This is a genomic window from Streptomyces sp. NPDC102279, from assembly GCF_044766365.1.
In the GTDB taxonomy this organism is placed as follows: Bacteria; Actinomycetota; Actinomycetes; order Streptomycetales; family Streptomycetaceae; genus Streptomyces.
The window spans coordinates 345,902-359,695 of record NZ_JBIWLU010000011.1; the positions used below are offsets into that span (position 1 = coordinate 345,902).

Sequence of the window (13,794 nt, forward strand, 5' to 3'; positions counted from 1 at the left end):
ACGGTCACGTGACGCGTGGCTGTCCGGGGCGGGGAAACACTCCCCGCCCCGACCGGCTCCTCGCTCCTGGCAACGGTCCGCCGGGCCTCAGCCCTGCCGTCGCCCGATCTTCGAGCCCAGCCACACCAACGGGTCGTACTTGCGGTCGACCGCGCGTTCCTTCAGCGGGATCAGCGCGTTGTCCGTGATCTTGATGCCCTCGGGGCAGACCTCGGTGCAGCACTTGGTGATGTTGCAGTAGCCGAGGCCGTGTTCGTCCTGGGCCGTGCGTTTGCGGTCCAGCCCGGAGTCCGCCGCCGCGTCCAGCGGATGCATGTCCAGTTCGGCCACCCGCATCAGGAAGCGGGGACCCGCGAACGCCGGTTTGTTCTCCTCGTGGTCCCGCACGACATGGCAGGTGTCCTGGCACAGGAAGCACTCGATGCACTTGCGGAACTCCTGCGAGCGGTCGACATCCTCCTGCATCATCCGGTACTCCCCGGGCCCGACGTCCGCGGGCGGCACGAAGGCCGGGACCTCGCGCGCCTTGGCGTAGTTGAAGCCGACGTCGGTCACCAGGTCCCGCACGACGGGGAACGCGCGCAGCGGGGTGACGGTGATCGTCTCCTCCCGGGTGAACACCGACATCCGTGTCATGCACAGCAGCCGTGGCCGGCCGTTGATCTCCGCCGAGCACGAACCGCACTTGCCCGCCTTGCAGTTCCAGCGCACCGCGAGGTCCGGGGCCTGTGTCGCCTGGAGGCGGTGGATGATGTCGAGCACCACCTCGCCGTCGTTGACCTCGACCTCGAAGTCCTTCAGGCCGCCGCCCTTCACGTCCCCGCGCCACACCTTGAAGCGGGCCTCATAGCTGCTCACTCGTAGAGCTCCTCTTCGGCGAGGTACTTGACCAGCTCCTCCTTCTCGAAGAGGGCGAGCAGGTCGGGGCGGATGGGTTCGGTGTTCTCGCGGGTGAGATCGATCTGGCCGCGTACGGGATCGGTGGCGGCCAGCCCGCCGGTGGGGTCGGCGAGCCTGCACAGCAGGTTGGCCCGGCGCCAGACGCGCTCCATCGCCGGATGGTCCTCACGGGTGTGCCCGCCGCGGGACTCCGTGCGCTCCAGTGCCGCCCGGGCCACGCATTCGCTGACGAGCAGCATGTTGCGCAGGTCGAGGGCGAGGTGCCAGCCGGGGTTGAACTGCCGGTGTCCCTCGACGCCGGCCCGGCGCGCCCGGACCCGCAGGTCGGCGAGCTTCTCCAGCGCCTGTTCCATCTCGGCCTCGCGCCGGATGATGCCGACCAGGTCGTTCATGGTCTGCTGGAGTTCCTGGTGCAGGGTGTACGGGTTCTCCGGTGGACGGCCGCTGTCCTCGCCGGGTACCGGGCCCTCCGCCGAGAAGGGCCGCAGCGCCTCCGCGGCGGCGGTGTCGACCTGGACCTCGTCCACGGGGGGACGGCCGCCGGTGTGCCCGGCGGCGTACGCGGCGGCGTGCAGTCCCGCACGCCGCCCGAACACCAGGAGGTCGGAGAGGGAGTTGCCGCCGAGCCGGTTGGAGCCGTGCATGCCGCCCGCGACCTCGCCGGCCGCGAACAGCCCGGGGACACCGCGCGCCGCCGCCGTGTCCGAGTCGACCGCGATGCCGCCCATCACGTAGTGGCAGGTGGGTCCGACCTCCATCGCCTCCGCGGTGATGTCGACGTCGGCCAGTTCCTTGAACTGGTGATACATGGAGGGGAGTCGGCGCCGGATCACCTCGGCGGGCATCCGGGTCGACACGTCGAGGAAGACCCCGCCGTGCGGCGATCCGCGACCCTCCTTCACCTCGGAGTTGATGGCCCGCGCGACCTCGTCGCGGGGGAGCAGCTCCGGTGGGCGCCGGTTGTGGTCCGGGTCCTCGTACCAGCGGTCGCCCTCCTCCTCCGACTGCGCGTACTTCTCCTTGAAGACGTCGGGGATGTAGTCGAACATGAAGCGTTTTCCGTCGGAGTTGCGCAGCACCCCGCCGTCGCCGCGGACCGACTCGGTGACGAGGATGCCCTTGACGGACGGCGGCCAGACCATGCCGGTCGGGTGGAACTGCACGAACTCCATGTTGAGCAGCGGCGCCCCGGCGAGCAGCGCGAGCGCGTGCCCGTCGCCGGTGTACTCCCACGAGTTGGACGTCACCTTGAAGGACTTGCCGATGCCGCCGGTGGCGATCACCACGGAGGGCGCTTCGAGGACGAAGAAGCGGCCCGACTCACGTTCGTAGCAGAAGGTCCCGGACACCCGTTGCCCGTCCTTCAGGATCCGCGTGACGGTGCACTCCTGATAGATCTTCAGGCGGGACTCGTAGTCGCCGGTCTCCCGCATGTCCTCCTGCTGGAGGGCCACGATCTTCTGCTGGAGCGTGCGGATCAGTTCGAGCCCGGTGCGGTCGCCGACGTGCGCGAGGCGCGGGTACTCGTGGCCGCCGAAGTTGCGCTGCGAGATGCGCCCGTCCTTCGTGCGGTCGAAGAGGGCGCCCCAGGTCTCCAGCTCCCAGACCCGGTCGGGTGCCTCGCGGGCGTGCAGCTCGGCCATCCGCCACTGGTTGAGGAACTTGCCGCCGCGCATGGTGTCGCGGAAGTGGACCTGCCAGTTGTCGCCGGAGTTCACGTTGCCCATGGCGGCCGCGATGCCGCCCTCGGCCATCACTGTGTGCGCCTTGCCGAACAGCGACTTGCAGATCACCGCCGTGCGGGCGCCGCGTTCACGAGCCTCGATGGCGGCTCGCAGTCCGGCGCCACCGGCACCGACCACGACGACGTCCCACTCCTGTCGGTCGACCACGGACATCAGGGGGCTCCACCCAATCTAGAAGAAGCGCGGATCGTCGAAGACACCGGAGGCGACGAGGTACACGTAGAAGTCGGCGAGCGCCACACTCATCAACGAGGCCCAGGCCAACAGCATGTGACGGGCATTCAGCTTTCCGACCCACTGCCACATCCGATAGCGCACGGGATGTTTGGAGAAGTGCTTCAGCTTCCCGCCGACGATGTGCCGGCAGGAGTGGCAGGACAGGGTGTACGCCCAGATCAGCGTGATGTTCAGGAGGAACACCAGCGTGCCGAGCCCCATGTGGCCCCAGGCGTAGTGCTCGTCGCGGAAGGACAGCACGGTGTCGTACGTGAGGATGCCGGCGACGACGAGGGCCGCGTAGAAGAAGTACCGGTGGATGTTCTGCAGGATCAGCGGGAAGCGGGTCTCGCCGGAGTACTTCTTGTGCGGCTCGGCGACCGCGCAGGCCGGCGGGCTGGCCCAGAAGCCCCGGTAGTAGGCCTTGCGGTAGTAGTAGCAGGTCAGCCGGAACCCGAGCGGGAAGACCAGGATGATGATCGCGGGCGAGATGCCCCACCAGCTCCCGAAGAGGTCCGCGTTCGGCCCGGCGTGCATGGTCCTGCACCGCTCCGCCAGGCACGGCGAGTAGAACGGCGAGACGTACGGCGCCGCGTAGTAGTCCGTGTCCGCGAAGGCCCTCCACGTCGAGTACACGATGAAGGCCAGCAGCCCGGCCGCGGTGACGGCGGGCGCCAGCCACCAGCGGTCGGTCCGCAGATGCGGTGCGGCGATCGCGGCGCGCGTGCCGGCGCGTACACCGCCGCTGTTCAGATGGGGTTCCGTACCAGTGGCCAACTTCGCACTCCGGTCGGGTTCGGGGGCGCGCCGGTGTCGAGGGCGCTCAGTGGGTGGGACCGTGGGACGAGCCGAGACCCTCGTCGTCGGAGTCGGTCCACAGCGAGCTGTCGTACGGGGTGTCCGGGATCCGCACCAGGTCGGGCCGCAGCCCGGACGCGGGTCCCGCCGGTCCGGGTACGGCCGGGAGCCCGGAGGGGCCCGCGCTCGCCTCGCGCAGCAGCGCGACGCTCTCGCGCAGATGGTCGGCGTCGGCGCGGACGCGGCGCATCTCCAGGCCGGTGCCCATGTGCTGTTCCAGGCGTCGCACCGACCGCTGCAGGTCGTCGAGGCAGCGCTGGACCGATGTCAGGTCGTCGTGCACGGACATGACTTGCCCTCACTTCCGGGCCCAGCGGCCCCAGGCGGCAACGTTCATGCGCCTGCGAGTGTTGCGCGTCACACACGCCCGTGTGAAGGCGTGTGCACGGATTGGCGGCTCATACGCTCCGGATCACGCCGTGCGCACCGCTGCCCCCGCCCGCGCGCCGGTATCGCACGCCCCCGCGCCGGGACTGCACGCTCCCGCGCCGGGACTGCACGCCTCCGCGCCGGGACCGCGCGCCCCCGCGCCGAGGACGCTCACCGGCGTATGGGGTTCCCCGCGGACCCCGCGGGCGGGCCGGACCCATGGCGCCGGGCCCTGGATTGCGCCGCACGGGTGGGGTTCCGCGTCCCTGCCGCCGTGTCGCCCCTTCCGGCCGCCCTCCCTGGCCTTCAGTGGGCGCATAGATCTGATCAGCTCCAAATAAGCCCAATGGTGATCAGAAGCAGTACGTGCCCCAGACAGCGGAGCGTCCCCCGGAGGTTGCAGTGATGTCCCACGACGGCGTCGGACTGCGCGCGGTGATGCGCTCGGCCGCATTCCTCACCGCGGGCGTGCTCGCGGTACCCGCCCTCTCCGCGTGCAGCGCGGACGACGAGGCGGACAGGCCGGCGGCCGCGCAGGACATCGCTCCCGCGTCCCGAGACCAGGTCGCCGACGGCGGCACCCTGCGCTGGGCGGTGGACGCGGTCCCGGAGACGCTGAACGCGTTCCAGGCGGACGCGGACGCGGCCACCTCCCGGGTCGCCGGCGCCGTCCTGCCCTCGATGTACCGCCTCGACGCGAACGGGCGGCCGCAGATCAACCCCGACTACCTGGAGTCGGCCAAGGTCGTCGGCACCGAGCCCAAGCAGGTGGTGCTGTACAAGCTCGACCAGCAGGCCGTCTGGAGCGACGGGCGCGAGATCGGCGCCGCCGACTTCGCCGCCCAGTGGCGCGCCCTGTCCGGCAAGGACTCCGCGTACTGGACGGCCCGCAACGCGGGCTACGACCGCATCGAGAAGATCGAGCGGGGCAAGAACAACCTGGAGGTCCGCGTCACCTTCGCGCGGCCCTACGCCGACTGGAAGTCACTGTTCTCGCCGCTGTACCCGAAGAGCGTCATGGGCACCGCGGACTCCTTCAACGACGGAGCCCGCCGCAAGCTCAAGGTCTCCGCCGGGCCCTTCGCGGTGAAGAAGGTCGACGTCAAGGGCGGTGAGGTCCAGCTCACCCGCAACCCGCGCTGGTGGGGCAGCCCCACCAAGCTCTCCGAGATCGACCTGGTCGCCGTGGCCCGCGACAAGCGGGCCGCCGCGCTCGCCGCCGACGAACTCGACATGGCCGAGATCGACCCCGTGGACGCGGAGCGCATCACCGCCGCCCGCGGCAGGTCCGGCCCGCTGAAGGGCGCGTCCGCCACCGGCACGACCGGCACGCACACGCCGGGGGCCGAGCGGGGCACGAGCGAGAAGGACGGCTCCGGGGAGAAGACCGGAAAGAGCAAGGACGAGAAGGACGAGAAGGCCCGGGACGACGGCAAGAGCAAGAGTGACGAGTCCGCGGACGGCGACGAGGCGGACACCGGCGGCGCCAAGGGGAGCAAGGCGAAGGCCGCCGACCAGCAGGCCGCGCTGAGCGCCTTCGTGGTGCGCAAGTCCCTCGAACCCGCCTACACCCAGCTCGCCCTCAACGGTTCCGAGGGCCCCCTCGCCGACGAGCGGGTCCGCCGCGCCGTGGCCCGCGCCCTGGACCGCAAGGAACTGGCCAAGGTGGTCCTGAAGCCGCTGGGCCTGCCCGTCGAGCCGGTCGGCAGCCACCTCGCCCTCGTCGGGCAGGCGGCGTACTCCGACAACAGCGGCGCGCTCGGCGGCCAGGACACCGCCGAGGCGCGTGCGCTCCTCGCGGACGCCGGATGGGTGCCCGGCGGGCCGGTCACCGAGCAGAAGAAGACGGAGAAGGCCGCCGGGTCCAAGGGCAGGAAGGCCGACACGGACGACAGCCCGGGCGACGACGGGACGTACATCGTCGGCGAGGACAACAAGCCGTCCGAGGCCGAGCGGGAGCTGCGCAAGGACCCCAAGGACCACACCGGCGCACACGGGCGGACCAGCGCGCAGTCCGGCATCCAGGCGGACGAGCAGCAGGCCGGCAAGCAGTACGCCAAGCAGGGCGGGGCCCCGGGCGCGTACGCGCCGAAGGGCACAGCCGCTCCCGCGGGGGCCGCGTCGGGCGCGCTCGCCAAGGACGGCAAGCCGCTGACCCTCCGCTTCGTCCTGCCCTCCGGTCAGGGCTCCGAGTCGCTGCGCGCCGTCGCCGACAAGATCGCGCAGATGCTCCAGCGCATCGGCATCCGCACGGACATCTCCAAGGTGTCCGACGCGAGCTACTTCAAGGACCACATCGCCTCGGGCCAGTACGACCTGGCGCTGTACTCCTGGCCGGCATCCGCCTACCCGGCCACCGACGCCCGCCCGATCTACTCCAAGCCCGTCCCGGCGGCAGACGGCTCGCTGAGCGTGGAGCAGAACTACACGCGCGTCGGCACCGACCAGGTGGATCAGCTGTTCGACCAGGCATTGTCGACGCTGAACGAGGACGAGGAGCGCTCCCTGGTCCGCAAGGCCGACTCCCGCATCTGGGCCGCGGCCGGTTCCATCCCCCTCTACCAGCGTCCCCAGCTGACCGCCGTCCGCACCGGTCTCGCCAACGCCGGAGCCTTCGGTTTCCAGACCCCGGTGTACGAGGACATGGGCTTCCTGAAGAAGGGCGCCCACCCCGTGGCGAGCCCCTCGAAGACCGGATGACCTGCGGATGAACCGCGCGGGCCCGCCATGTGGCGGGCCCGCGCGGAACCGCCCCCCGTGGCCCTGCGGAGGTTGCCTCCGCCAGGGCCACGTACCATGGGGTAAGGCCGAGGCGTGTTCAGCCCGGCAGGCCCCGCGACGCGGAGGCCGTCCACTCACTCCGGGAGAAGCGCCTCAATATGGCCACGCGCCACGACATCCGCAACGTCGCCATCGTCGCCCACGTCGACCACGGCAAGACCACCCTGGTCGACGCCATGCTCAAGCAGGCCGGTGCCTTCGCCGCGCACGCCGCCGAGTCGCTCGACGACCGCATGATGGACTCGAACGACCTGGAACGTGAGAAGGGCATCACGATCCTGGCGAAGAACACCGCGGTCAAGTACCACCCCAAGGCCGGCGGCGACGCCATCACGATCAACATCATCGACACCCCCGGCCACGCCGACTTCGGTGGTGAGGTCGAGCGCGGCCTGTCGATGGTGGACGCGGTCGTCCTCCTCGTCGACGCCTCCGAGGGCCCGCTGCCCCAGACGCGTTTCGTGCTGCGCAAGGCGCTCCACGCCCGGCTGCCCGTCATCCTGTGCATCAACAAGACGGACCGCCCGGACGCGCGCATCGACGAGGTCGTGAACGAGGCGTACGACCTCTTCCTCGACCTGGACGCCGACGAGGACCAGATCGAGTTCCCGATCGTCTACGCGTGTGCGCGTGACGGCGTGGCCTCGCTGACCAAGCCGGAGGACGGCACCGTCCCGGCCGACAGCGACAGCCTGGAGCCGTTCTTCACGACGATCCTCGAGTCGGTCCCGGCCCCGTCCTACGACGAGACCGCGCCGCTGCAGGCCCACGTCACCAACCTGGACGCCGACAACTTCCTCGGCCGTATCGCGCTGCTCCGTGTCGAGCAGGGCGAGCTGCGCAAGGGCCAGAACGTCACGTGGATCAAGCGCGACGGCACGATGGCGAACGTCCGCATCACCGAGCTGCTGATGACCGAGGCGCTCACCCGCAAGCCCGCCGAGAAGGCGGGCCCCGGTGACATCTGTGCCGTCGCCGGTATCCCGGACATCATGATCGGCGAGACCCTCGCCGACCCCGAGAACCCGATCGCGCTGCCGCTGATCACGGTCGACGAGCCGGCGATCTCCATGACCATCGGTACGAACACCTCTCCGATGGTCGGCCGCGGTGCCACCGGCAAGGGCGCGGACGCCAAGGCCGCGGTCAAGGACCGCAAGGTCACCGCCCGCCAGGTCAAGGACCGCCTCGACCGCGAGCTGGTCGGTAACGTCTCGCTGCGCGTGCTCGACACCGAGCGTCCGGACGCGTGGGAGGTCCAGGGCCGTGGTGAGCTCGCGCTCGCCATCCTGGTCGAGCAGATGCGCCGCGAGGGCTTCGAGCTGACCATCGGCAAGCCGCAGGTCGTCACCCAGATCGTCGACGGCAAGGTCCACGAGCCGGTCGAGCGCATGACGATCGACGTCCCCGAGGAGCACATGGGCGCGGTCACGCAGCTCATGGGCGTCCGCAAGGGCCGGATGGACAACATGTCGAACCACGGCTCCGGCTGGGTCCGTCTGGAGTTCGTCGTCCCGTCCCGCGGCCTCATCGGCTTCCGTACGGAGTTCCTGACCGGCACGCGCGGCACGGGCATCGCCCACTCCATCCACGAGGGCCACGAGCCCTGGTTCGGCACCCTGACGACCCGTAACAACGGCTCGCTCGTCGCCGACCGCTCCGGCGCCGTCACCGCGTTCGCGATGACGAATCTCCAGGAGCGCGGTGTGCTCTTCACCGACCCCGGCACCGAGGTGTACGAGGGCATGATCGTCGGCGAGAACTCGCGCGCCGACGACATGGACGTGAACATCACCAAGGAGAAGAAGCTCACGAACATGCGGTCGGCAGCGGCCGACTCGTTCGAGGCGATCGTTCCGCCGCGCAAGCTCTCGCTGGAGCAGTCCCTCGAGTTCTGCCGCGACGACGAGTGCGTCGAGGTGACTCCGGAGGCCGTTCGCATCCGCAAGGTCGTCCTGGACCAGAAGGAGCGCGGCCGCAGCGCGAGCCGCGCCAAGCACGGCTGATCCACCGGCCGTAGCGCCCTGTCCGACCCGCCGCGCCGTCACTGAGCCGGCCGGCCGGGCCGGGCTGATCCGCCCGGAGTGACGGGCCGATCCACCGGCGACCGAGCCCGGGTGTCCCCAAGCGTGGGGGCACCCGGGCTTTTTGCAACCCGTTTTCCGCCTCACCATGTCCGAAATGCGGAGCCCCTCGACCGATACGCATGTAACACGTCCGTTTCGGGGGCTTCTCCGGCGGATCATTTTGTCCAGATTTTGGAAGATGTACGCGGTAGCTGTGATGGAACCGAGACCTAAAGGCTGTGGTCGGTTATCTGGCTCATGTCAGATAGTTAGCCGCGTAACGCTCGGGTCAATGGGTCATGCGCTGTGGGGACAGTGCCGACTCACGAGCACAGTGGGGTGCTTGATCCTCCGTCAGGGGTGTCGGAGGTCAGCAGTGCCCCTCCTGTCCGTGCACCGGTTGAGTCATGAGGAGGTACCCATGTGCGGTGTCATCAGCACCATGTGGGTCACATCGCCCCCCGCGGTCCGCGACGAGGCGGAGTTCCGATCACGACTCTGTGCCCGCGTGCGCTGACGCCGCGGCCCGGGCGCAGGCCCGGCCCGGTGCGTCGCTGAGCACCACCCGGTTTTCCGTCCTTGGCGGCGGACCCCGATGTGGTTCCAACTACGCGCGTCCGACTGGGAGTTCCGGTCGACCGCCGGGTAATTGACGTCTCTTCTCAACCGAACGGCGGCCTGGCACACCAGGTGACGGCCGCCGACTCGGCGCAGCCTCCTCCGCTCCGGCGGACCGGCCGCGTCCGGGTACGGCACACCCACACTTGCGGAATGGGCGAATTGTGACGAGTCCTATCGAGACTGAGGACGGCGCTGGACCGGTCGCCGTGGGCGACGGGCAGGTGGCGGCCGCGCAACCCGAGGCCGATCAGCTCGTCGGCCGGTCTCCCGGCCAGTTGATGTGGATCCGCTTCAAGCGGGACCGCTCGGGGGTCATCTCCGCCTATGTCGTGGGGTTCTACTTCCTGATCGCCATCCTCGCGCCGCTGATCGGCAAGATGTACGGCAAGAATCCTTACACGGTGTACGCGGACGAGCGTCCCGAGCTCTTCGACAGCGCGGGCGTGCCGGTCCAGCCCAACGGCGGTATCAGCAGCGAGTTCTGGTTCGGTCTGGAGCCGGGCAACGGCTACGACGTCTTCACCAAGCTGATCTTCGGCATCCGGACCTCGCTGATGATCTCCGTGGCGGTGACGATCGCGGTCGTGATCACCGGCATCCTCCTGGGGGTCACCGCCGGCTACATCGGCGGCAAGGTCGACTACGGCATCAGCCGCGTCATCGACTTCCTGCTGGCCTTCCCCTCGCAGCTCTTCTTCATCGCGAGCATGCCCGTCGTGGTCTCGCTCTTCGTGAGCCCCCGCGACGAGACACCCACCTACGTCCGCGTGGTCGCGCTGATCGCGGTCCAGTGGGTGCTCGGCTGGATGAGTCTCGCCCGCATTCTGCGGGGCACCGCACTCGCCCTGCGAGAACGGGAGTTCATCGAGGCGGCCAAGGTGAGCGGCGCGCACCCCTGGCGGATCATCCGCAAGGAGGTGCTGCCCAACGTGGTGACACCGCTTCTGGTGCAGGCCACCTACCTGCTCCCGAACTTCGTGACGATCGAAGCGGGCCTGTCGTTCCTCGGTGTCGGCATCGTCGAACCGACGCCCGACTGGGGACAGATGTTCTCCAAGGCCTCGACGGAACTCGTCCTGCAGAACGACATCACCTACATGTTCTTCCCGGGCGTCTCGATGATCATCTTCGTCGTCGCGTTCAACCTGCTCGGGGATTCGGTCAGGGACGCCTTCGATCCCAAGACGGCTCGCTGACCACAGAGTTGTGGGCGCCTTCGCCCCGATTTCGAACGGCACTTCCACAGCACATCAACGGCACTTCACTGGTCGACCAAAGCGACTCACCAGCACCGCAGGTGCACTTGTTCGCACTGGTGATACACAGATGGGTAGGAATCTGAGTGATGAGTAGGGGCGGACGCCACGCATACGCCGCGATCTCCGTGCTCGCGGCGGGAGCTCTCGTGCTCACCGGTTGCAGCAAGGGCGGCAGCGACAGCAAGGACGACAACAAGAAGGACAAGGAGAACGCGCAGCGGCAGCAGGCGTCGATCAAGTTCGGCGACGCCGCCGACTCCACCGGCCCCGCGGCCGAGGTTCCCGGCGCCAAGACCGGCGGCACGATGGAGGTCCTCCAGCGTGACAGTTACGCGCACCTTGACCCGGGTCAGATCTACGTGTCCGACGAGGGCTCCCTCGCGACGCTGCTCCACCGCGGCCTGACCGGCTACAAGGCCACGAGCGACGACGGTTCCAAGCACGAGGTCGTCGGCGACCTCGCCACCGACTCCGGCACCACGACGGACGGCGGCAAGACCTGGAAGTTCACGCTCAAGGACGGCATCAAGTTCCAGGACGGCACGGCGATCACGTCCAAGGACGTCCGCCAGACCATGGAGCGCCTCTTCGCGCCGTTCATCAACCAGGGCCCGCCCTACATCCAGCAGTGGCTCGCGGACAGCCCGGGCGCGGACTACCGCAAGCTGCTGAAGGACGGCCCCTACAAGGGCAAGCACCTGCCGGACAGCATCCTGCAGACGCCGGACGACAAGACCATCGTCTTCAAGTTCAAGTCGCCGCACGCCGACCTTCCGTACGCCCTCGCGATGGCGGGCTACGCGATCGTCTCCGCGAAGGGTGACACCAAGGAGAAGTACGACCGGGCGCCGGTGGCGGCCGGACCGTACAAGATCCAGTCGTTCAAGTCCGGCAAGTCGATGGTCCTCGTGAAGAACACCAACTGGGACCCGAAGACCGACCCGATCCGTCACCAGTACGTGGACAAGTTCAACTTCACGTTCAACCAGCAGTACGAGGCGTCCACCAAGACGCTGCTGGCCGACTCCGGCGCCGACCAGGCCGGCATCAGCTTCAACAACCAGGTCGACGCGGGCAACCTGTCCAAGGTCCTCACGGACGCGAAGATGAAGACCCGCACCGTCTCCGGCTTCCAGCCGTACGTCGGTCAGATGAACATCAACCTGAGCCACCCGGCCCTCAAGGACAAGAAGATCCGCGAGGCCATCGCCTACGCCCTGCCGATCACGCCGTTCGTGCGTGCCTTCGGCGGCAACGACGCGATGGAGGTCGCCGGCGGCCTCATCAGCCCGACCGTCAGCGGCTACGACGCCTCCTTCGACCCGTTCGGCAAGCGCAAGAAGCCGGCCGGTGACCCGGACAAGGCCAAGGCCCTGCTGAAGGAAGCGGGCAAGGTGGGCATGAAGCTGACCTTCGGCTACATCAACACCCCCGAGGGCCAGCAGTACTCCACCGCCATGGCCGCGGGTCTGAAGAAGGCCGGCTTCGACGTCCAGCGCCAGGAGATCCCGGCCGAGACGTACTACGACCAGGTCAGCAAGCTGGACAACAACTACGACATCTTCCACACCGCGTGGGGTGCCGACTGGCCGTCCGCCTCGACCGTGATCCCGCCGCTGTACGACGGCCGCGGTATCGCCGACGGTGCGCAGAACTACTCGCAGGTCAACGACCCCAAGGTCAACGCCGACATCGACCGCATCAACAAGATCACCGACCCGGTCAAGGCCGCGGCCGCGTGGGAGAAGGTCGACCAGTACCTGGTCAAGGACGTCGTCAACGTCGTCCCGACCGCGTACTACAAGCAGACCCAGATCGCCGGTTCCAAGGTCGGCGGCCTGGTCTACGACGACGTGATCGGTGGCGTCGACCCGCGTCGCCTGTTCGTCAAGTAACCGTCGCTCTGACGGGGCCCGGTGCGCCTGCCGCTCGACGAGCGCACGCACCGGGCCCCGCCGGGCCCGCTGACGTCTGAGAGCTGCCCCTGTCATGCTGCGCTTCCTCATTCGCCGCTCACTCGGCGCCGTCGTCATCCTGTTTCTGCTGAGTATCGTCGCGTTCCTGCTGTTCTTCGGGATGCCGAGGGACCCTGGGCTGCTGATGTGCGGCAAGACATGCACGCCTGCCAACCTCGAGAACATCCATCACGTGCTCGGGCTCGACAAGTCGATCCCCGAGCAGTACTGGATCTTCTTGCACAACCTCGTGCTGGGCAGCAGTGACTTCACCCAAGGGCCGTGCCCCGCGCCCTGCTTCGGGTACTCGTACCACACCAACGAGCAGGTCTGGGGCACGCTCATGGACCGGCTGCCCACCACCGTCTCGCTGACGCTGGGCGCCGCCGTCATCTTCCTGTTCGTCGGTCTCGGCACGGGCATGTTCTCCGCCTGGAAGCGGGGCACGCTCTTCGACAAGACGGTGACGGCCGGGGCGATGATCCTCAGCTCGATGCAGATCTACTTCCTCGGCCCGCTGGCGCTGGCGGCCCTCGTCTACCAGACCCACCTTTTCTCCAAGCCCGCCTACAACGACTTCACCGCCAATCCCGTGACCTGGTTCAGCGGACTGCTCATCCCCTGGGTGATCCTCTCCACGATCTTCGCCTCGCAATACACGCGTATGGCGCGCTCGTCGATGATCGAACAGCTCCAGGAGGAGCACGTCCGCACCGCGCGCGCGAAGGGCATGTCACGGAAGTACGTCTTCTTCCGCTACGCCTGGCGCGGTTCCCTCATCCCCATCGTGACCATCTTCGGCATCGACCTCGGCTCGCTGCTCGGCGGCGCGATCATCACCGAGTACACGTTCGGCCTGCCGGGTCTCGGCCAACTCGCCGTCCAGGCGGTCTTCTTCAGCGACCTTCCGCTGCTGCTGGGCGTGATGCTCTTCTCCGCCGCCATGATCCTGCTGTTCAACATCATCGTGGATGCCTGCTACGCCTTCATCGACCCGCGCGTGCGGCTGTCCTAGGAGCATTCC

9 protein-coding genes are annotated in these 13,794 nt (G+C 68.5%); 5 read left to right on the forward strand and 4 right to left on the reverse strand.

Annotated elements, in window-relative coordinates:
• Positions 1-87: 87 nt before the first annotated feature.
• Genes ACIRQH_RS28710 through ACIRQH_RS28725 form a run of 4 tightly spaced genes read right to left on the reverse strand, consistent with a single transcriptional unit; the run spans position 88 to position 4,008 of the window.
• Entirely contained in the window at positions 88-858 is a 771-nt protein-coding gene (locus tag ACIRQH_RS28710; RefSeq protein ID WP_358822082.1) for a succinate dehydrogenase/fumarate reductase iron-sulfur subunit, read from the reverse strand.
• A complete protein-coding gene (locus ACIRQH_RS28715) occupies positions 855-2,798 on the reverse strand; it encodes a fumarate reductase/succinate dehydrogenase flavoprotein subunit (protein WP_404227508.1) in 1,944 nt (647 codons plus the stop codon). The genes ACIRQH_RS28710 and ACIRQH_RS28715 overlap by 4 nt, the downstream gene beginning before the upstream one ends.
• Positions 2,799-2,816: 18 nt before the next feature.
• Positions 2,817-3,638 carry a hypothetical protein gene (locus ACIRQH_RS28720; protein WP_404227511.1) on the reverse strand — a complete coding sequence of 274 codons (822 nt, stop codon included), beginning with the start codon at positions 3,636-3,638 and terminating at the stop codon, positions 2,817-2,819.
• 46 nt (positions 3,639-3,684) lie between these two features.
• A complete protein-coding gene (locus tag ACIRQH_RS28725) occupies positions 3,685-4,008 on the reverse strand; it encodes a hypothetical protein (protein WP_358822085.1) in 324 nt (107 codons plus the stop codon).
• Positions 4,009-4,493: 485 nt separating this feature from the next.
• On the opposite strand from ACIRQH_RS28725, the gene ACIRQH_RS28730 reads away from it, so the two are divergent.
• The 5 genes from ACIRQH_RS28730 to ACIRQH_RS28750 all read left to right on the forward strand — a co-directional run bounded on the left by ACIRQH_RS28730 (position 4,494) and on the right by ACIRQH_RS28750 (position 13,785).
• Positions 4,494-6,788, forward strand: a complete 2,295-nt coding sequence (locus ACIRQH_RS28730; RefSeq protein WP_404227514.1) for an ABC transporter family substrate-binding protein — start codon at positions 4,494-4,496, stop codon at positions 6,786-6,788.
• Between the two features lie 179 nt (positions 6,789-6,967).
• The gene (typA, locus tag ACIRQH_RS28735) at positions 6,968-8,875 is read left to right on the forward strand and encodes a translational GTPase TypA (RefSeq protein ID WP_358822643.1); all 1,908 of its coding nucleotides are present in this window, start codon (positions 6,968-6,970) and stop codon (positions 8,873-8,875) included.
• An 842-nt stretch (positions 8,876-9,717) separates the two neighbouring features.
• On the forward strand, positions 9,718-10,752 hold the full coding sequence (locus tag ACIRQH_RS28740) for an ABC transporter permease (protein WP_388867000.1): 1,035 nt from the start codon (positions 9,718-9,720) through the stop codon (positions 10,750-10,752).
• A 149-nt stretch (positions 10,753-10,901) separates the two neighbouring features.
• Positions 10,902-12,710: an ABC transporter substrate-binding protein gene (locus ACIRQH_RS28745; protein ID WP_358822641.1), complete on the forward strand. Its 1,809-nt coding sequence runs from the start codon at positions 10,902-10,904 to the stop codon at positions 12,708-12,710.
• 94 nt (positions 12,711-12,804) lie between these two features.
• Complete coding sequence (locus ACIRQH_RS28750) at positions 12,805-13,785, forward strand: ABC transporter permease (RefSeq protein WP_358822640.1); 981 nt, start codon at positions 12,805-12,807, stop codon at positions 13,783-13,785.
• Positions 13,786-13,794: the final 9 nt, after the last annotated feature.